Consider the following 18,807-nt stretch of genomic DNA (forward strand, 5'->3'; position numbering starts at 1 on the left):
TTACTGTTTTAGTTTTTTAGCGGTTTTTATAAAATCCCAAATAGCATACATAGAAATAAAAACACCCATAACCAGTATTGAACCAAAGGCTATAGCCATTGAAAAACCAACACTTGGTGATCGTTCTGTAATACCCACATTTACAAATTGTATGGCGTAATAGGTTATTATTAAAAATAATATGATAGTGAGTAGAGACACTAAAACATCTAACATTTGCTTTTGTTTTGTATTTAGTTTACTGTAAACCACATCAAACTTTACATAATAATTACCTTTCATAGCTAAACCAGCGGCAAAACTCATGGCGTAAATAAAGAAAAAACGCGCCGCTTCTTCTGTCCATGCCGGTGCACTTTCCATAAAAAAACGCGCATACACTTGCGCCATAGTTACGGCAATAAAACAAAAACTACTTACCAAGGTACCGTATTTTAAAAATTTGCCTATGCCTTTTTTTATGGTCATTGTTCTCTTAATTTTAAAATATCGTTATACACTTTTTGCATGTTTGGAGACAGGCTATTAAAAATGGCATCTCTGGCAGCTTCTCCAAAGGCATCTTTATCAACTTCAATTATGGTCATTCCTGCAGCTTCAAGCTCTTCTACAATTTTATTTTGACTTTCTAAAAACAATTTATGTTCATAAGCAACCATATCATTAACAGCCTCTAAAAAAATAGTTTTTAAATCATCTGGAAAGGCTTGAAACTGTTTTTCTCCAATAACAGGATAGGTCCAACTAACTACATGCGCTGTTTTGTTAACATATTTTTGTACTTCATAAAAACCTGCTGCTTGTATAATTGCAAATCCGTTTTCTTGTGCCTCAACTGTACCTTGCTGTAATGATGTAAATACCTCTGAAAACGCCATAGGTGTTGGTTTAGCGCCTAAAGCTTTCCAAGCAGTAACAAATGATGGTACATTGGGCACTCTTACAATTAATCCTTGTAAATCATTAGGGTGTTTTATTGGTTTATTTGATGTTAAATGCCGCGGCCCACCAGGAAACTGCCCCAAAGGTCTCAACCCTATTTTATCAATCATTTCTTGTTCCATGCGCTTTCCTATGTTGCTATTAATTAGCACGCGCATATCTGTTGAATCTCTTAAAAGAAAAGGCAGTTCACAAAAGGTTAAAATTTCAACCCAATTGCTTAACGGCGAGCCTGTTGTTGTCATATCTATAACACCGGCTCTTATTAAACGAATGGCTTCAATTTCTTTGGCTAATTGTTCTGAGTGGTAATTATCTAAAACTATGCGGCCATTGGTACGTTCTTCTAAAATTTCAGAAAAATATTCAAACGCTTTAAACCACGTATGGCTTTCATTTACCAATAAACTAGCTCTTAAATGAAATTCTGGTTCGTTTTTTTTATCGCATTGTAAAAACAAAACACTTATTAAAACCATTAACAAAATAGGTTTTAAATGAATCATGTATTTTGAAGAATGATGCATATTGAATTACAAAATGTATAATCGCGCTTTTTTTGAAGTCTGGTTTCGAATATATTAAAAATTGATTAGTTTATACCACATTTTTATGATAAAAAGCAGGATGTACTCTTTGGCATTTTATTATTTTTAGACCTTCAAATTAAACAAGAAAAAACATGAAAATTATTGGTATTGGTAAAAACTACGTTACCAACAAAAACGAAATTGCCGATTTAAAAGACGGGCATCAATTAATATTTTTAAAAGCTGATAGCACTTTGGTTACAGATAATAAAGATGTGGTTTACCCATCAGAGATTACAAACCAAATTGTTTATGAGGTTGAACTGGTTGCCAAAATTGGTAACGTTGGTAAAAACATACTGGAAGCCGATGCGCCTTCGTATATTAGCGAAATTGCTGTTGGTATGGATTTTACTGCGAAAGATATTTTAACTGACAACAGAGACAAAAAATGGCCTTGGGCTTTAGGTAAAGGTTTTGATGGTGCTTCGCCAATTTCAGCATTTAAACCTATTGCTAACTTCCCTAAATTAAACGATATTAATTTCGATTTAAAGATAAACGGAAAACAAATTCAGGTTGGTAATACAGATTTTATGATTTATAACATGGCCGAAATTATTGCCTACGTTTCAAAATATATGACTTTAAACCCTGGCGATTTAATTTTTACAGGAACACCTGCTGATGGTATTGGAATGATTGAAAAAGGTGATCATTTACAAGCGTCTATTGAAGGTGAATTATTGTTAGATTTTAAAATGATATAATGTTTATTGCCTATGAAAAACTCTATTGCAGACCGCATTGCGCATTTTTTAAGTGGTTTTCCGCCTTTTGATTTACTCAGTCTTAACAGCTTAAATAAAATTGCTGTTGAAACAAGCATTATTTATTTAGATAAGGGCGATGTACTTTTTAAAAAAGACGATACTTATCACAACCATTTTTATGTGGTAAGAAACGGTTCAGTAATGTTATATCATACGCATGAAAACGAAAAACTTATTGCCGGTATTAATGATACCGGCGATATTTTTGGCTTACGCGCATTAATTACCAAAGAAAACTATAAACTTAGTGCTATTGCTAATGAAGAAGCTATTGTATATGCCATACCTATTGAAATTTTTGAGTCTGTAACTCAAAACTTAGTAAAGGTTCAAAAATATTTAATTACGGCATTTGCCAGTAACTCTCATGACCCTTATACAGCCGAAGAAAATAGCCGTATTTTTGTAGATTATCTTCCAAACTCATCGCAAGATTTAGCAAATTTTCAAACCGCAAATTACACCGAAAAACCAGAAACTTGCAATGAAAACGCTACCTTACAAGAGGCTGCCATTGCTATGAGTGAACACAGCATTAGCTGTATAATTGTAGTAAATAAAGATAAAATTCCGTTAGGTATTATTACCAACAGCGATATAAAAAATAAAATTGCTACTGGTAAATTTCCTATTACAACTAAGGTTACACATATTATGTCTGCACCTGTAATTACAGATAGCCCAGGCATTACCGTAGCAAGTGCGCAGTTACAAATGATACAGCATAATATTAGCCATATTTGTATAACTAAAGATGGTACAACAAACACCAAATTGGTAGGTATTTTAACCCACCATGATATATTGGTTACTTTAGGTAATAGTCCATCGGTCATTTTAAAAGATATTAAACGAGCCAAACGCACTAGGCATTTGCGTAAAGCCAGACTTAAAGCTAACACACTATTAAAAAGTTATTTAGAACAAAATATTCCGCTTTCACACATTATTAAACTCATTTCTAAAATTAATGATGCCGTTACAGAACGTGCCATAATTTTAGCCATTAGAAAAATGGAAACGCCGCCACCAGTAGCATTTTCATGGCTTTCAATTGGTAGTCAAGGCAGAAAAGAACAACTTTTGTTTACAGACCAAGATAATGCGCTAATTTTTGAAGATGTTGATGAACCTAACTACCAAAAAACCCAAGCATACTTTATTAAACTAGGTAAACTCGTTACAAAAACATTAAATGTTATAGGTTTTGAATATTGTGAAGCAGATATGATGGCTAGCAACCCAGAGTGGTGCAAATCTGTATCGCAATGGAAACAACAATTTAAGGAGTGGATAGAAAAACCTGATGAAAAGGCTATTTTACTAGCATCTATATTTTTTGATTATAGCCATATTTACGGCAACAAAACTTTGGTTGATGCTTTAACCAATAGCATTTATAAAGCGTTAGAAAACTCATCGTTATTCTGCAGAATTTTAGCAAAAGATGCCCTTAAAAACCCGCCGCCACTAGGCTTTTTTAAGCAGTTTTTAGTAGAGCATAATGGAGAACAAAAAGATTTATTTAATATTAAAAGTAGAGCCTTAATGCCTTTAATTGATGCCGCTAGAGTTTTAACTTTAAGCAATAAAATTAAAGACATAAACAATACTGCTGAACGATTTGAAAAACTAGCCGAAATAGACCCCAATAATGCCGAACTTTTCAACTCTTGTGCCTACGCCTCAAAAGCCCTTTTAAAATTTAGAACAAAACAAGGCTTATTACATGATAACTCAGGAAAACTTATAGCATTAGAAAGTCTTTCAAAAGAAGAAAAACTAAAACTTAGGCGCTGTTTTAAACCTATTTTAGATGTGCAAGAATTACTAAAAATTAGATTTGATTTAAAGAATATTTTATAAATGGCATTTCATTGGTTTAAAAGAAAAAAGAAACGCCATTACCCTAACTTTTGGCAAGCGTATTTAAGTGGTTTTAAAAACACCTCAACACCAACTATTGAAGCTACTCGTTTTATTGCTTTTGATACTGAAACCACTGGTTTTGACCAACATAAAGACCGTATACTATCAATTGGCGCTGTTACTATACAGAACAAAACTATTAAGGTTAATGAAAGCTTAGAGTTGTACTTACAACAAGATATTTTTAATCCGGAAACCGTAAAAATTCACGGATTAATGAAACATGGCAACCTTAAAAAAGTATCAGAAATTGAAGCTATTGAAACCTTTATAAATTACATTGGCAATGCTGTTTTAGTAGCGCATCATGCCCGTTTTGATTTTGGTATGGTAAACGCCATGTTACAAAGGCATAAACTTGGTAAACTAAAAAACACGTTTATTGATACTGGTGTGCTGTTTAAAAAATCTAAGCATATAATTTATCAAAACGATTTAAAAAACTATTCTTTAGATGAATTAGCTACCGAATTAAATGTGCCAATTACAGATAGGCACACCGCAAGTGGCGATGCTTTAATTACTGCTGTGGTATTTTTAAAAACACTCTCTAGATTACAAAAAAAGAAAAGTGATTTACAATGGGATTATTTAATAAAAACCTAACTATTCCCACCACAATTTATTTGTAAACTTCATAGATGATGTATTTTCAATTTATGAATATACTTAATTAAAAAACGGTTGAGTACTAAATAAATGCAAATTAACTATAATGCATTATCAATAATATCTTGCACTACTTCGGGGTTTAAAAGCGTACTAGTATCTCCTAAATTAGAGGTATCTTTATATGCTATTTTACGTAAAATACGACGCATAATTTTACCCGAGCGTGTTTTTGGTAAACCGCTTGTAAATTGTATTTTATCTAACTTTGCTATTGGGCCAATATGCTCTGTTATTATTTGGTTTATTTCGTTTCTTACGTTATTCTGGTCTCTACTTTCGCCTGTATCTTTTAAAATAACATAACCATAAAGCGCATTACCTTTTACATCATGCGGGAAACCAACAATGGCAGATTCTGCTACCGCCGGATGTTCATTTACAGCATCTTCAATTGGGGCGGTTCCTAAATTATGGCCAGATACAATAATGACATCATCTACCCTACCAGTAATGCGGTAATACCCAACCTCATCACGCAAGGCGCCATCGCCTGTGAAATATTTATTTTCAAATGCTGAAAAATAGGTATCTTTATAACGCTGGTGATTGCCCCAAATGGTACGTGCCATACTTGGCCACGGAAATTTAATACACAAACGTCCATCTACTTGGTTACCCTTAATTTCATTGCCATTTTCATCCATTAAAGCAGGCTGAATGCCTATAAAAGGTAAAGTAGCATACGTTGGTTTTGTTGGTGTTACAAATGGTATTGGGGTAATCATAATACCACCAGTTTCTGTTTGCCACCAAGTATCAACAATGGGGCTTTTCTTTTTACCAATATTATCATTGTACCAATGCCATGCTTCTTCATTAATAGGTTCGCCCACAGAACCCAGCGTTTTTAGTGAAGATAGGTTGTATTTTTCTACTAATTCAGCACCTTGTTTAGCCAAAGCTCTAATGGCCGTTGGTGCTGTATAAAACTGATTTATTTTGTGTTTTTCAACAATTTCCCAAAAGCGTCCAAAATCCGGATAACTTGGTACACCTTCAAACATAACGGTTGTAGCACCATTTGTTAAAGGCCCATAAACTATATAACTGTGGCCGGTAATCCAACCAATATCTGCAGTACACCAATACACGTCATTTTCTCTGTATTGAAATACATTTTTAAACGTGTAAGCTGTATATACCATGTAACCTGCGGTTGAATGTACCATGCCTTTTGGTTTTCCAGTAGAACCCGATGTGTATAAAATAAACAATGGATCTTCAGCATGCATTATTTCTGGAGCGCAAACAGGCAATGCTTCATCTAGTAACGGTTGCAACCATTTATCTCTGCCGCTTTCCATGTTTATATCACTATTAATACGCTTAGCAACTAATACGGTTTTAACGCATGGGCATTCTTTTAAAGCTTCATCTACAATACCTTTTAAATTGATGGTTTTTGCACCACGGTAAGAGCCATCGCTGGTTATTACCATTTTACATTCTGAATCGTTAATTCTTGTGGCCAATGCTGTTGAAGAAAACCCCGCAAACACCACAGAATGTATAGCACCAATACGTGCACAGGCTAATACAGACACTGCCAATTCTGGAATCATTGGTAAATAAATACACACCCTATCGCCTTTGGTTATACCTTCGGCCTTTAAAACATTTGCAAACTTATTTACGCGCTCATAAAGTTCTTTATAGCTTATGTGTAACGCGGCTTCATTGGGGTTATTGGGTTCAAATAAAATGGCCGTTTTATTGCCTCGGGTTGCCAAGTGCCTGTCTATACAATTTTCGGTAATGTTTAATTGTGCGCCTTCAAACCATGTAACTTCGGGTTTAGAAAAATCCCAACTTAAAACCTTATCCCATTTTTTTCGCCACATAAAATGTTCTTCAGCTATTTCTTCCCAAAAATTTTCTGGTTCTCTAACAGATTTTCGGTAAACCTGATAATATTCTTCTAAATGTTTTATGTGGTAATTACTCATGGTATTTTATAGTATTTAGTTTTATTGATTTTCAACTTTAAATATATAAAACCTATTTAATATTATACGTTTGAAAAATTAAATTAAAAGTATACTTTAATAATTACATAATTTTTTAATAATTTTAGTAAAACATGACTATTGTTAGTTTTTAATAATTTCATGGATATTACTTTTGTCTAACGATGATAAAAAAGGATTGTTAACCTTAAAACACAAACAACTTGAACCTAAAGAAAAAACAAATTCTTCCAAGTAAAAAGTCTAGATGGCGCACTATTGCTGTAGTTTCTATAGGTATTATAGTTGGTTTAGGCTTTTTTATGGCTAAAGAAGCATCCTTGGTTTCCTATATGTCTAATGATCCGCAGGCCTGTGTTAATTGCCATGTTATGACGCCTATGTACAATAGCTGGATGCATAGTTCTCACCGTGAATATGCCAATTGTAATGATTGCCACGTGCCGCATAATAACGTTGCTAACAAGTATTTTTTTAAAGCGAAAGATGGCCTTTTTCACGCCTCTGTTTTTACAGCTCGTATGGAACCTGAAGTTATGTTTATGCGTGAAGCATCACAAGAAGTTGTGCAAAGTAATTGCATTAGGTGCCACGTACAACAAGTAACACAAGTAAAATATGATGGCTGGTTAAGTGGCCATAAAGAAAGTAGAACCGATAGAAAATGTTGGGAATGCCACCAAGAAATACCACACGGCACCGTGCACGGTATTTCTACAATACGCAACAACATTGCACCAATACCAACTGATACCGTTAGCACCGTAATACCTAGTTGGCTAAACAAACAAATTAAAGATTAAACAATTAACGCGCACTTGCAAATTATATACCAATGAAAAACAAAGTATTATTTATAGTAACTGTAGTTGTAGTGTTCCTTTTAGGACTTTTAGCTTCTAGTATTGTTAACCGAAAAAACGAAGCCAAATACAAGTATGTTCCTCAGGTTGAAATAAATGAAAATGAACCCAGAAACGAAGAATGGGGTAAAAATTTCCCTGCTGAATATCAATCGTTTTTACAAACCGAACAAACCGATTTTGCAACATACCAAGGCGGCAACGCTATGCGCGATATGCTTGAAGAAGATACCCGTTTAGCAGTTCTTTGGGCGGGTTATGGCTTTTCTAAAGATTATAACCAAGGGCGCGGACACCAATATGCCGTTGAAGATATTCACAATACATTAAGAACCGGTGGCCCTAAAGGCGAAGGCGATGGCCCTATGCCTGCTACCTGTTGGACCTGTAAATCGCCCGATGTACCACGTTTAATGAACGAGATTGGTATTGCTGAATTTTACAGCGGAAAATGGGCCGATAAAGGTGAAGAAATTGTAAACCCTATTGGTTGTGCTGATTGTCATGATAGTAAAACCATGAAACTTACCATTACACGTCCGGCTTTAGTTGAAGCTTTTGAAAGTATGGGTAAAGACATTAATAAAGCTACACACCAAGAAATGCGCTCTTTAGTATGTGCACAGTGCCACGTAGAGTATTATTTTAACAAAAATACACCGGGTAAAGAAGGCGTGCCATATTTAACCTTCCCTTGGAAAGACGGTATGTCTGTTGAAGCTATGGAAAAATATTATGACGACATGGACTTTAAAGATTGGACGCACAAACTAAGTAAAGCGCCTATGCTTAAAGCACAACACCCTGGTTATGAAACATACTTAACTGGTGTGCATGCAGATAGAGGTGTTTCATGTGCAGATTGCCATATGCCTTATAAAAGTGAAGGTGGACAAAAATTTACAGACCACCATATACAATCGCCACTTAACAATATAGCCAACTCTTGTCAAGTATGTCACCGTGAGGAAGCCGAAAAATTAAGAGCCAATGTATATGACCGCCAACAAAAAGCAGCCGAAAGCCGTTTAAAACTTGAAGATGCTTTAGTAAAAATGCATGTTGAAGCAAAAAAATGCTGGGATTTGGGTGCTACCGAAGATCAAATGAAAGATATTTTAATGGATATACGTCACGCACAATGGCGTTGGGATTATGCTGCAGCATCGCACGGTGCGTCGTTCCACTCACCTGTTGAAATTGGTAGAGTATTAAGCAGTGGTTTAGATAAAGCTACTGAAGGACGCGTAAAATTAGCAAGATTATTAGCAACATTAGGCCATAACAAACCAGTTGAAATGCCCGATCTTTCAACAAAAGAAAAAGCACAAGAATACATTGGTTTAGACATGGAAAAACTAAGAAAAGAAAAACAAGAATTTAAAGAAAATTTGTTACCAAAATGGTTGGAAGCGGCGGAAAAGCGAGAAGCAAATTATGGCAGCAAACAACAAGTTTCGGCAGCAAATTAACAGTGGTTAGTAGTTAATTCTTAAGCGAAAAAGATAATCTTTTAAGTGCTTTTCACGGTAAAGATTATCTTTTTTAAATTTTATTACAGGTATGAGCATGAAAACAATTTATAAATTCTTTTCATCATCGGGTCTTGCCCTTTTGTTACTGTTGGTATTTGCAGTAGCAATGGCTGTGGCAACCTTTGTTGAAAATGATTATGGTACAGCAGTTGCATGGGCCAGCATTTATGATGCGTGGTGGTTTGAAATAGTAATGTTAGGGCTTGCTTTAAGCTTTATTGCAAACATTTTTAAATACAAACTATTAAGAAAACAAAAATGGGCTATTTTATTATTTCATTTAGCTTTTATAATAATAATTTTAGGCGCAGGCATTACTAGGTACACATCATACGGAGGTATTATTCGCATTCGCGAAGGTGCTTCATCAAATGTTATTATTTCAGATACTAAATTGCTTACTGCTACCATTACCAATGGTTCAGAAAGTAAAACAATTCATAAAAAATTAAATTTTTCACCTTTAAAAAATAATCATTTTGAAGTTGAAACAACCTTTGCTGGCAAACCAATTTCAATTTCATACAACAAATACATTGCAGATGCATCACCTGAAGTTGTTGAAGATAGCTTAAACGGTAAACCTTTGCTTGAAATGGTAGTAACATCGGGTGAAGGGCGCAATACTATTTATTTACAAAAAGGCGAAATTGAACGTATTGGGTCTCACCAACATGAGGTTGGCTTTGAATCTAACAGAAACGATATTATCAATATTTTTGAAGATAGTGGTGCTTTCAAAATTAAAACACCACACGCCATAGATTTTTTTATTATGGCTAGCCAACAAGCAGGAAAAATAGCTAAAGACACGCTTCAAAATATTAATTTAAAAACCCTTTTTAGAGCTGGTGATTTTTCATTTGTTCCCACCAATTATTACAAAAATGGCACCTTCAAACTAAAAAGTTCTGCGCTTTCAAAAATAGATAATGACAAAACCCTTGATGATGCTTTAGTTGTTGATGTAAAAGTTGCTAATGAACCAACGCAAGAAACAAATTTACTATATCGCGAAGGTTTTTTACCCATCAAGCATATTAGCAATTTTAATGACAATTTACAGATAATTTTATCATACGGCGCTGGTGCCATTGAAATGCCTTTTGCTTTAAAATTAAACGATTTTCAGTTAGAACGTTATCCAGGTTCTTCAAGTCCTTCGGCCTATGCAAGTGAAGTCATGATTTTAGATGGCGATACACAAATACCATACAGAATTTTTATGAATAACGTTTTAGACCATAAAGGCTACAGGTTTTTTCAAGCTAGTTATGATACTGATGAGCAAGGTACTGTGCTCTCAGTAAATCATGATAGTATTGACACTTGGGTAACCTATTTAGGCTATTTTTTAATGAGTTTGGGTATGTGTTTGACATTCTTTGGAAAAACATCACGCTTTCAAATTATAAATAAGAAACTTAAAAAATTGAAAACAAAAGCCATTGCTAGTATAGTTATTTTATTAGGCCTATTTTTTGCAAATACATCATTCGCCAAAACAAATGATAGTATTCCGAAGGTTTCTATTGAAAAACTGGTACTTTCACAACAAATAGACAAACAACAAGCCGAATTATTTGGGCGGTTATTGGTTCAAGACTTAGATGGCCGTATAAAACCTATAAACACACTAGCTTCAGAATGTATTAGAAAAATTTCTAGAAAATCATACTTTAAATACCCTGTTAATGGCAAAAATGTAAAGCTAGATGTAAATCAGGTATTTTTAGGCATGCACATGGCATCTGGCGTTTGGCAACGCATACCAATTATTAAGGCCGATACTGAAAAAACAGGCAATTTACTTCATGCAATTTCTCCGGGAGAAAATGGTTTATACGCTTTTATTAGTTTTTTAAATAAAGACGGTCAATATTTACTATCTGAAGCTGTAGAAGATGCTAATAAAAAGAAACCTGCCGAACGAAATGAGTTTGATAAAGAGGTTTTAAAAATTGATGAACGCTTTAATATTCTTTATAACTTATTTAGCGGAAATTATTTAAAAATATTTCCTAACAAACAAGATGAAAACAATACATGGTTTAGTTACACCCATAATTTTGAAGATTTCACACAAGAAGACGGACGTTTTGCCAAAACCATTTTGCCCGCCTATTTTAAAGATATAAACCTAAAAAATTATAACGAAGCTTATCAAAAAATAAACTACATAAAAAAATATCAAGATATAATTGCTGCTAGTATTATTCCAACACCTCAACGTGTAGAAGCAGAACTTTGGTATAACAAAGCCAACATAAACTTTTGGTTGTTTCAGGTGTTTTTCACCCTTGGTTTTGTGCTATTAATAATGGCTATTGTTAAAATGTTTAATAACAAAAAACTGGTTAATATTATCTGGAATGGGCTGGTTTTATTAACTCTAATTACTTTTTTGTTATTTACCTTTAATATTATTTTACGTTGGTATATTGCGCAACATGCCCCATGGAGTAATGGTTATGAAATGCTCATTTTTGTGGCTTGGTGTTTATTATTTAGCGGTTTAATAGCTTTTAGAAAATCTGATTTTGCATTACCGCTCTCTACCCTATTTTGTGGCGCCTTACTTTTTGTAAGTTATTTAGATTGGTTAAACCCCGAAATAACTAACCTTATGCCAGTATTAAAATCATATTGGTTAAAAGTACACGTTGCTACTATTGTTAGTAGTTATGCACCATTAGCACTATCGGCAGTTTTAGGTATAATGGCCTTATTACTTATGTTATTTAAAACAGCCAAAACCAAACAAATTATAGAGCTTAAAATAAAAGAACTTACGTATATAAACGAACTATCAATGACCATTGGCTTATTCACATTAGCTATAGGCACATTTTTAGGTGGTGTTTGGGCTAATGAAAGTTGGGGGCGCTATTGGGCCTGGGACCCCAAAGAAACTTGGGCACTAATTAGCATTATAGTTTACGCCATAGTTTTACACCTGCGTTTTGTACCAAAATTAAACAACTTTTACACCTTAAATGTGGCAAGTATGTTTGCGTTTTGGTCTATTATCATGACATCTTTTGGGGTTAATTACTACCTCTCTGGCTTACATAGTTATGCAGCTGGAGACTCTGTACCTGTGCCTAAATTTGTATATGTTATTTTTATATGCATGGTTATTATTACCATTTTAGTAGCCTTTAAAAAGAAACAACAAACAGCTAAAACGTAATAGTTAATAACTTTATATATTTACTGTTATAAACTGATAAATATTAGGTTTTACATCTTATTTTGAAACTACTTTTGAGGTACATTTAACCTATAAAGTATACTTCAAATGAAAGCTATTATGACATTTTTAGTAGTTATCACATTAGTACAATTAACTGCTTGTAACCATAAAAAACACCAAACAACCGCTAAACATAATCATGAAAAACACTGGAGTTATGCTGGTGAAACAGCACCTATTCATTGGGCAGAAATTGAAAAAAATTCCGATTGTGATGGCAACCACCAATCGCCCATAAACATTATTCATAAACAAGCAGATTCTGTTCAAGGCACCTCAGATTTAAAAATACACTATTCTCCATCAACATACATAGAAAAAGTTGAAAACAATGGGCACTCCATTCAATTTAATTTTGAAGCGGGAGATTCTATTCATTATAAAAACGACACCTATTTTTTAAAACAAATTCATTTTCATGAACCTTCAGAGCATAAAATTAATGGCATTATTTACCCCATTGAAATTCACTTAGTACACGTAAATAAAAATGGCCAAATAACGGTACTTGGTATTTTAGGTGAAGAAGGCGATGAAAGTCATCTATTTGAATTTTTAGAAAGCTTTTTACCACTAAAAAATGGAGAAACCAAAACCATACACCAGCAATTAAGTTTAGAATATTTATTTGAACACTCACAAGAGTATTACACCTATGGTGGCTCATTAACAACGCCACCGTGTACTGAAAATGTAAATTGGGTAGTATTTAAACACCCCATAATTTTATCTGTTGAAGAGGTTTTAAAACTAAAAAACAACATGCCAGTAAATAACTACCGTAATGAGCAAGCATTAAACAACCGCAGCGTACAGTTTAATTATTAAAACACAATTTGTTGTAGGTATTTAAACATTTGTTTTACAACTAAAACCTCTGTATAGTTTTAGTCTAATACTAAATATTTGATGCTTAACACCTAATATTTAAGTTTGTTTTAAACAAAACTTAAACAAAATGACTATTTACAAACTATGTATAATTTGCCTTGTTTTTGGTTTGGGTAATGTGTTTGCACAAACTGAAAATATTGAAACAATGCCATTACCAAAACATTTACAAGATGGCACTACTTGGGAATTTCAAGAAGATGTTTCAGATGATTTTAATTACACCTTTAAGCCACAAAACAAAAAAACCAACTTTGGCGATAACAAATGGTATAATTTTTACCAAAGCAAGTGGGATGGCCCTGGAACCACCTATTGGAAATACAACCATGTAGCCGTTGATGGTAACGACTTAATTTTAAAAGCATCGCGTTGGAAAGGAAAAGACGAAGCTGCGCCAAAAGCGTTTAAGTTTAATAAAATGAACAAACCAAATGGCGGCGTTAGTGCAGGTTGCATCACATCAACCGTACAAGTTAAATACCCTGTTTTTATAGAATCTAAAAGTAGTGTTGCCAATATTACGCTGGCCTCTGATGTTTGGCTATTAAGTCCTGATGCTACCCAAGAAATAGATATTATGGAGTGCTACGGTGGTGCTGGCCAAGGCAATGCCCATTTTGCAAAATCTATTCATATAAGTCATCACTCATTTATAAGAAAACCATTTACAGATTACCAACCGCGTGATAACGGTGCATGGTATAAAAGAAAAGGAGTGGCATCTTGGGGAGATTACTGTTGGAATAATGGTGGTAGAAAATACGTTAAAACCGCTGTTTACTGGAAAAGTCCTGTGCATTTTGAGTATTTTATTGATGGTGAATTGGTACGCGTTTTATACAACAAAGCTTTAGCCACCAAAGTAAATGGTAAATGGGAATACGGCTACCCAACCATGACCAATGGTAAACTAGATAAGCAATACGGAAAACAAAAAATTACTTTATTTAGTAGTTTAGATTATTACGCGTTTGAAGAATTAGAAAAAGCCAACAACGCATCACAAGTAAGTATTATTGATCCTTTTGAATATCAAGGTGGTAAAGGTTTTACAAAGCCATTAAACATAATTATTAATATTGAATCTCAAGATTGGCACGTAAAAGCAGGCAGAACACCTAGTGATGAAGATTTAAATAACCCTGAAAAAAACACCATGAAAGTGGATTGGTTTAGGGTTCTTAAACCTATAAACTAATTGCTTTTATATTAAAAAGTATTAGTTTCAACATAAAACCAAAATAAATACCTTAACAAGTAATAACATAAATTGTTACTTGTTAAGGCATTTTCAATGCTGTAGCTTCAATTTACAAACACTAAAAATTAATCTTTTGGTGCCTCATGTAAAGCCGCAGCAGCAGCACCAATAATACCGGCATAATTACCCAATTCTGCAGGTATAACAGGCGTTTGTATTTTTATTTGTTTATGGTATTTATCAAAATCTGTAGCACTACCGCCACCTAAAATAATCATATCTGGGCATGTAATAGTTTCAACAAGTTCTAAAAACTTATTAAAACGTTTACCCCATTTTTTAAAGCTAAGATTATTAAGTTCTTTAGCTCTGTTTGAAGCGTATGTTTCAATTTTCTTGTACCTTTTGTATGGTATTTGCCCAAGCTCAAAATTAGGTAACAATTCGCCATTAAAAAAAGCGCCACTACCCAAACCTGTACCAATGGTAATAATTAAAACCAAACCTTGTTTACCTTTACCAATACCGTAATTCATCACTGCATACCCAGCAGCATCAGCATCATTAACAACCGTAACAGGCAAACCAGAAACTTTTGTAAAAAGGGCTTTAGCATTAGTACCAACCCAAGTTTTATGTAAATTACCGGGTGCCATACAAACACCATGTTTTATAATAGATGGAAACCCAACACCCACAGGACCATTATAATTAAAATGCGTAACAATATCATTAAAAACCTTTGCCATTTCATCTGGTTTTTTATGTTTTGGTGTGGGTATTCTGTAGCGTTCAGTAAGCATTTCGCCTGTAATGGTGTTTACAATAGCGCCTTTCATACCAGAGCCACCAATATCTATTCCTAGAACATTCATTGTATTTGTATTTTTAAAATGCCTACAAAAATAAGAAAAGTAAATTTGCAACAGGTAACAACTATTTTGTTTAAAACTTTTCTTGCTTTAAGCGTAATACTTATTGGCTGTTTAGTAATTTTAAAACGGAATAACATTACTGTTGGATATTTATTATTTCTGAATACCATATGCTTTGGTTTAGGAGTGGTTTTTATTTTGGAGTTCTGTTTAATTAACCTAACGAAATGGATTTGAAATTATCAAGGTTTGATGTACAAAAATACTGTAGGGAAAATAGTAAAATAGTCAACCTTTATAGTATTGCTTCGGAAGATTATATTGCTGCAAGATGCTGTTTTTATAATACACTACTAGAACAATCCTATGTTTTAGCTTGTCAAGCTATTGAAAAAGTATTAAAGGCTTTTTTACTTTGCCTAAACCCAAGTGAAAATATTCGAAAATATAATAACCATAAATTAATCCCTCTTATGAATAAAATTGAAAAATTGGGAGGTTACAACCTTGAAAAACATTCAAAAATTGCATCAAAACTCTGGGAGACCTATGAAATGTTTAGGTATCCTGATAATAAATTAGAGGGTGTTTATAAAAAATATTCATATGGTGATAATGAAATAGATTTAATAGATAGTTTCTTTTTAGAATTATTAGAATTAATTACAATTCCTGATGAAGTTAAATTTCGAATAGGAATTTATGTTTCATTATATGAAGACAGTTTAGTTAAAAATGTACCTCAACAACAACATTGGGCAACCTATAAAAACAAAACTCTTGTAAAGAAAAATGAAGAACTAAATAATTTGTTTTTAATTGTTAGAAATCATCTATATAAATAATGACAAACTTAATCTGAATATTCTATTTGGTTTTTATTGCTAATTAAGTAGTTAAACCCTAACGAAATTATACATAAACCCATTATGAAACAAGCTTAAAAAATTTTATTTACCAATTTGGTAACTTTTTTATTATATTTACGACAAATAAGTGTATTGTGAGAGTAATAGCGAAGCGAACTTTACGAGATTTTTGGGAAAAACATGCTGATTGTGAAGAACAATTAAAGTCTTGGTTTAGAGAAACTGAAAAAGCTGAATGGAACAATATTAATGAATTAAAAAACGAGTATCCAAGTGCGAGTATTTTAAAAGATAACCGAATTGTTTATAACATCAAAGGTAATAACTATAGATTGATTGTAAAATTTAACTTTGAATATAAAATATGCTGGATAAAATTCATTGGAACTCACGCAGAATATGACAAAATAGCCGCAAATAATATCTGATTATGAAAATAACACCAATTAGAAACGAAAAAGACTATCAAAACGCTCTAGACAGGCTTGAAGATATTTTTGATGCAAAAAAAGGAACCGATGAGGGAGATGAGTTGGAAATCCTTTCAATATTAATTGACAGATATGAAAATGAGAACTTTCCAATTGGAATGCCTGATCCAATTGAGGCAATCAAATTCCGCATGGAGCAAATGGGAATGAAACAAAAAGATTTAGCCGAAGTTGTTGGATTTAAAAGTAGAGTAAGCGAAATTTTAAACAAAAAACGAAAACTGACTTTAGGAATGATAAGAAAACTGAATTCAACACTTCACATTCCTACTGAAGTGTTAGTTCAAGATTATTAAAAAGCCCATTGCCAACAATAGTTATAAGTAATTAATTGTTACAGACTATTTATTAAAATCCTAACAGGAATATTTTCGGTTTGTATTTACTAAATTAGATGCTTAAACATATAGCAACACGTTTTGTATCAATCAAATAAAACACAAATGGAAATTGATATTCTAGAAAAAACTAACGTAAACCCACGTATTCAAAATCAAATCTCTGCATTGTTTAAACAGTTAGGTGGAGATAAAAAGCAAATTACATTGAATGAACTACTAGATGGGGAAAACCAAATATCATTAGCGTATTGTAGTGAAAACAACAACATAATTGGTATAGCTATTATGTGTACTTATAAGGTAATTTCGGGTAAAAAAGGGTGGATTGAAGATGTTGTTGTAAATGAAGCTCACAGAGGCAGAGGCATTGGAAGAAAATTGATGAACAAACTGCTTGAAGTTGGTAAAGAAAAAGCATTAACTGAAATTCTTCTTTTTACCGAAGACCACAGAAAATCTGCCATACACCTTTATTCTAATTTGGGTTTTAAAGTTAAAAACAGTAAAATTTATACTAGAAAACATTAAAGTTAACTCAAATTATAAATAATAAAACAAAAAGACCTTGCTGTATAACTACAAGGTCTTTTATTTATTTATTTAAGGCTGTATTATTTACTTTAAATACTTTAAAACATTTGTTTCAATACGCTCTTGTATATTAGAAACATCTGCCTTTACAAAGGTTTCACCAGTAATGTTTTCATAAAGTTCAATGTAACGCTCAGATACTGAGGTTATGTATTCATCACTCATATGTGGCACGGTTTGCCCTTCTAAACCTTGAAAATTATTGCTAATTAACCATTGGCGCACAAACTCTTTACTTAATTGCTTTTGGGCTTCGCCTTTATCTTGACGTTCTTGGTAACCATTGGCGTAAAAATAACGTGATGAGTCTGGTGTATGTATTTCATCAATAAGTACAATTTTACCGTCTTTCGTTTTACCAAATTCGTATTTGGTGTCTACTAAAATGAGTCCGCGTTCAGCAGCTATTTCGGTACCACGTTTAAATAGTTTACGGGTATAATCTTCTAAAACCACATAATCTTCTTCAGACACTATACCTTTTGCTAAAATGTCTTCTCTAGAAATATCTTCGTCATGGTCTCCCATTTCAGCTTTTGTTGCTGGTGTTATTATAGGCTCTGGGAAGGCATCGTTTTCTTTCATGCCTTGGGGCATTGGTACGCCACAAAGCATGCGTTTACCTGCTTTATACTGGCGTGCTGCATGTCCGCTCATGTAACCACGTATTACCATTTCTACTTTAAAAGGCTCGCATAAATGCCCAACAGCCACGTTAGGATCTGGTGTGGCAACTAACCAATTTGGAACTATATCTTGGGTGGCTTCCATCATTTTTGTGGCTATTTGGTTTAGTATTTGCCCTTTGTATGGTATGCCTTTTGGCATAACTACGTCAAAGGCCGAAAGCCTATCGGTAGCTATCATTACCAATTGGTTATTATTTATGTTATAAACTTCTCTTACTTTGCCTTTGTATACGCTTTTTTGCCCCGGAAAGTTAAAGTTGGTATTGGTTATTGTGTTACTCATGGGTATTGGTTTTTGCCTTTAGTTTTGGCTATTGGCGCTCAATATT

The 18,807-nt window shown here is 33.4% G+C and carries 17 protein-coding genes; 12 read left to right on the forward strand and 5 right to left on the reverse strand.

Translation table 11 applies throughout. From position 1 onward, the window contains the following. Positions 1-468, reverse strand: coding sequence for a TRAP transporter small permease (locus tag ACYX4H_RS14980; protein WP_476237069.1), 468 nt, complete (start codon positions 466-468; stop codon positions 1-3). After that, positions 465-1,448 (reverse strand): TRAP transporter substrate-binding protein, encoded by a 984-nt coding sequence (locus ACYX4H_RS14985; protein WP_476237070.1) that lies wholly within the window; start codon positions 1,446-1,448, stop codon positions 465-467. Before ACYX4H_RS14985 ends, ACYX4H_RS14980 begins: the two co-directional genes overlap by 4 nt. A gap of 176 nt (positions 1,449-1,624) precedes the next feature. Between ACYX4H_RS14985 and ACYX4H_RS14990 the strand changes: the two genes are divergently transcribed. Genes ACYX4H_RS14990 through ACYX4H_RS15000 form a run of 3 tightly spaced genes read left to right on the forward strand, consistent with a single transcriptional unit; the run spans position 1,625 to position 4,840 of the window. Continuing rightward, positions 1,625-2,242 (forward strand): fumarylacetoacetate hydrolase family protein, encoded by a 618-nt coding sequence (locus tag ACYX4H_RS14990; protein ID WP_476237071.1) that lies wholly within the window; start codon positions 1,625-1,627, stop codon positions 2,240-2,242. A gap of 12 nt (positions 2,243-2,254) precedes the next feature. After that, entirely contained in the window at positions 2,255-4,171 is a 1,917-nt protein-coding gene (locus ACYX4H_RS14995) for a DUF294 nucleotidyltransferase-like domain-containing protein (RefSeq protein WP_476237072.1), read from the forward strand. Continuing rightward, positions 4,172-4,840, forward strand: a complete 669-nt coding sequence (locus tag ACYX4H_RS15000; protein WP_476237073.1) for a 3'-5' exonuclease — start codon at positions 4,172-4,174, stop codon at positions 4,838-4,840. 104 nt (positions 4,841-4,944) lie between these two features. On the opposite strand, the gene acs is transcribed toward ACYX4H_RS15000, so the two are convergent. Next, positions 4,945-6,852 carry an acetate--CoA ligase gene (acs, locus tag ACYX4H_RS15005; protein ID WP_476237074.1) on the reverse strand — a complete coding sequence of 636 codons (1,908 nt, stop codon included), beginning with the start codon at positions 6,850-6,852 and terminating at the stop codon, positions 4,945-4,947. A gap of 224 nt (positions 6,853-7,076) precedes the next feature. Between acs and nrfH the strand changes: the two genes are divergently transcribed. The 5 genes from nrfH to ACYX4H_RS15030 all read left to right on the forward strand — a co-directional run bounded on the left by nrfH (position 7,077) and on the right by ACYX4H_RS15030 (position 14,619). After that, positions 7,077-7,676: a cytochrome c nitrite reductase small subunit gene (gene nrfH, locus ACYX4H_RS15010; protein ID WP_475296624.1), complete on the forward strand. Its 600-nt coding sequence runs from the start codon at positions 7,077-7,079 to the stop codon at positions 7,674-7,676. Positions 7,677-7,708: 32 nt separating this feature from the next. Next, positions 7,709-9,208 (forward strand): ammonia-forming cytochrome c nitrite reductase, encoded by a 1,500-nt coding sequence (gene nrfA, locus ACYX4H_RS15015; RefSeq protein WP_476237075.1) that lies wholly within the window; start codon positions 7,709-7,711, stop codon positions 9,206-9,208. A 91-nt stretch (positions 9,209-9,299) separates the two neighbouring features. Then, positions 9,300-12,464, forward strand: coding sequence for a cytochrome c biogenesis protein (locus ACYX4H_RS15020; RefSeq protein WP_476237076.1), 3,165 nt, complete (start codon positions 9,300-9,302; stop codon positions 12,462-12,464). A gap of 120 nt (positions 12,465-12,584) precedes the next feature. Continuing rightward, positions 12,585-13,355 (forward strand): carbonic anhydrase, encoded by a 771-nt coding sequence (locus ACYX4H_RS15025; RefSeq protein WP_476237078.1) that lies wholly within the window; start codon positions 12,585-12,587, stop codon positions 13,353-13,355. A 130-nt stretch (positions 13,356-13,485) separates the two neighbouring features. Continuing rightward, the gene (locus tag ACYX4H_RS15030; RefSeq protein ID WP_476237079.1) at positions 13,486-14,619 is read left to right on the forward strand and encodes a LamG domain-containing protein; all 1,134 of its coding nucleotides are present in this window, start codon (positions 13,486-13,488) and stop codon (positions 14,617-14,619) included. A gap of 128 nt (positions 14,620-14,747) precedes the next feature. Here the strand turns inward: ACYX4H_RS15030 and ppgK are convergent, their stop codons facing one another. Further along, on the reverse strand, positions 14,748-15,497 hold the full coding sequence (gene ppgK / locus ACYX4H_RS15035; protein ID WP_476237080.1) for a polyphosphate--glucose phosphotransferase: 750 nt from the start codon (positions 15,495-15,497) through the stop codon (positions 14,748-14,750). Between the two features lie 227 nt (positions 15,498-15,724). Here ppgK and ACYX4H_RS15040 point away from each other — a divergent pair, with 227 nt between their 5' ends. The 4 genes from ACYX4H_RS15040 (at position 15,725) to ACYX4H_RS15055 (ending at position 17,726) form a co-directional block, all read left to right on the forward strand. Beyond that, positions 15,725-16,342, forward strand: coding sequence for a HEPN domain-containing protein (locus tag ACYX4H_RS15040; protein ID WP_476237081.1), 618 nt, complete (start codon positions 15,725-15,727; stop codon positions 16,340-16,342). Positions 16,343-16,500: 158 nt separating this feature from the next. Further along, a complete protein-coding gene (locus ACYX4H_RS15045; protein ID WP_476237082.1) occupies positions 16,501-16,794 on the forward strand; it encodes a type II toxin-antitoxin system HigB family toxin in 294 nt (97 codons plus the stop codon). A gap of 2 nt (positions 16,795-16,796) precedes the next feature. Further along, entirely contained in the window at positions 16,797-17,153 is a 357-nt protein-coding gene (locus ACYX4H_RS15050) for a helix-turn-helix domain-containing protein (protein ID WP_476237083.1), read from the forward strand. 147 nt (positions 17,154-17,300) lie between these two features. Next, entirely contained in the window at positions 17,301-17,726 is a 426-nt protein-coding gene (locus ACYX4H_RS15055; protein ID WP_476237084.1) for a GNAT family N-acetyltransferase, read from the forward strand. Between the two features lie 87 nt (positions 17,727-17,813). On the opposite strand, the gene ACYX4H_RS15060 is transcribed toward ACYX4H_RS15055, so the two are convergent. After that, positions 17,814-18,761, reverse strand: a complete 948-nt coding sequence (locus tag ACYX4H_RS15060) for a phosphoribosylaminoimidazolesuccinocarboxamide synthase (RefSeq protein WP_476237085.1) — start codon at positions 18,759-18,761, stop codon at positions 17,814-17,816. Between the last annotated feature and the right edge of the window lie 46 nt (positions 18,762-18,807).

This window comes from Seonamhaeicola sp. ABD4_340 (genome assembly GCF_056312135.1).

Coding starts and splice junctions, on each gene's coding strand:
- ACYX4H_RS14980 (WP_476237069.1), bottom strand. CDS start 468: ATGACCATAAAAAAAGGCATAGGCAAATTTTTAAAATACGGTACCTTG.
- ACYX4H_RS14985 (WP_476237070.1), bottom strand. CDS start 1,448: ATGATTCATTTAAAACCTATTTTGTTAATGGTTTTAATAAGTGTTTTG.
- ACYX4H_RS14990 (WP_476237071.1), top strand. CDS start 1,625: ATGAAAATTATTGGTATTGGTAAAAACTACGTTACCAACAAAAACGAA.
- ACYX4H_RS14995 (WP_476237072.1), top strand. CDS start 2,255: ATGAAAAACTCTATTGCAGACCGCATTGCGCATTTTTTAAGTGGTTTT.
- ACYX4H_RS15000 (WP_476237073.1), top strand. CDS start 4,172: ATGGCATTTCATTGGTTTAAAAGAAAAAAGAAACGCCATTACCCTAAC.
- acs (WP_476237074.1), bottom strand. CDS start 6,852: ATGAGTAATTACCACATAAAACATTTAGAAGAATATTATCAGGTTTAC.
- nrfA (WP_476237075.1), top strand. CDS start 7,709: ATGAAAAACAAAGTATTATTTATAGTAACTGTAGTTGTAGTGTTCCTT.
- ACYX4H_RS15020 (WP_476237076.1), top strand. CDS start 9,300: ATGAGCATGAAAACAATTTATAAATTCTTTTCATCATCGGGTCTTGCC.
- ACYX4H_RS15025 (WP_476237078.1), top strand. CDS start 12,585: ATGACATTTTTAGTAGTTATCACATTAGTACAATTAACTGCTTGTAAC.
- ACYX4H_RS15030 (WP_476237079.1), top strand. CDS start 13,486: ATGACTATTTACAAACTATGTATAATTTGCCTTGTTTTTGGTTTGGGT.
- ppgK (WP_476237080.1), bottom strand. CDS start 15,497: ATGAATGTTCTAGGAATAGATATTGGTGGCTCTGGTATGAAAGGCGCT.
- ACYX4H_RS15040 (WP_476237081.1), top strand. CDS start 15,725: ATGGATTTGAAATTATCAAGGTTTGATGTACAAAAATACTGTAGGGAA.
- ACYX4H_RS15050 (WP_476237083.1), top strand. CDS start 16,797: ATGAAAATAACACCAATTAGAAACGAAAAAGACTATCAAAACGCTCTA.
- ACYX4H_RS15055 (WP_476237084.1), top strand. CDS start 17,301: ATGGAAATTGATATTCTAGAAAAAACTAACGTAAACCCACGTATTCAA.
- ACYX4H_RS15060 (WP_476237085.1), bottom strand. CDS start 18,761: ATGAGTAACACAATAACCAATACCAACTTTAACTTTCCGGGGCAAAAA.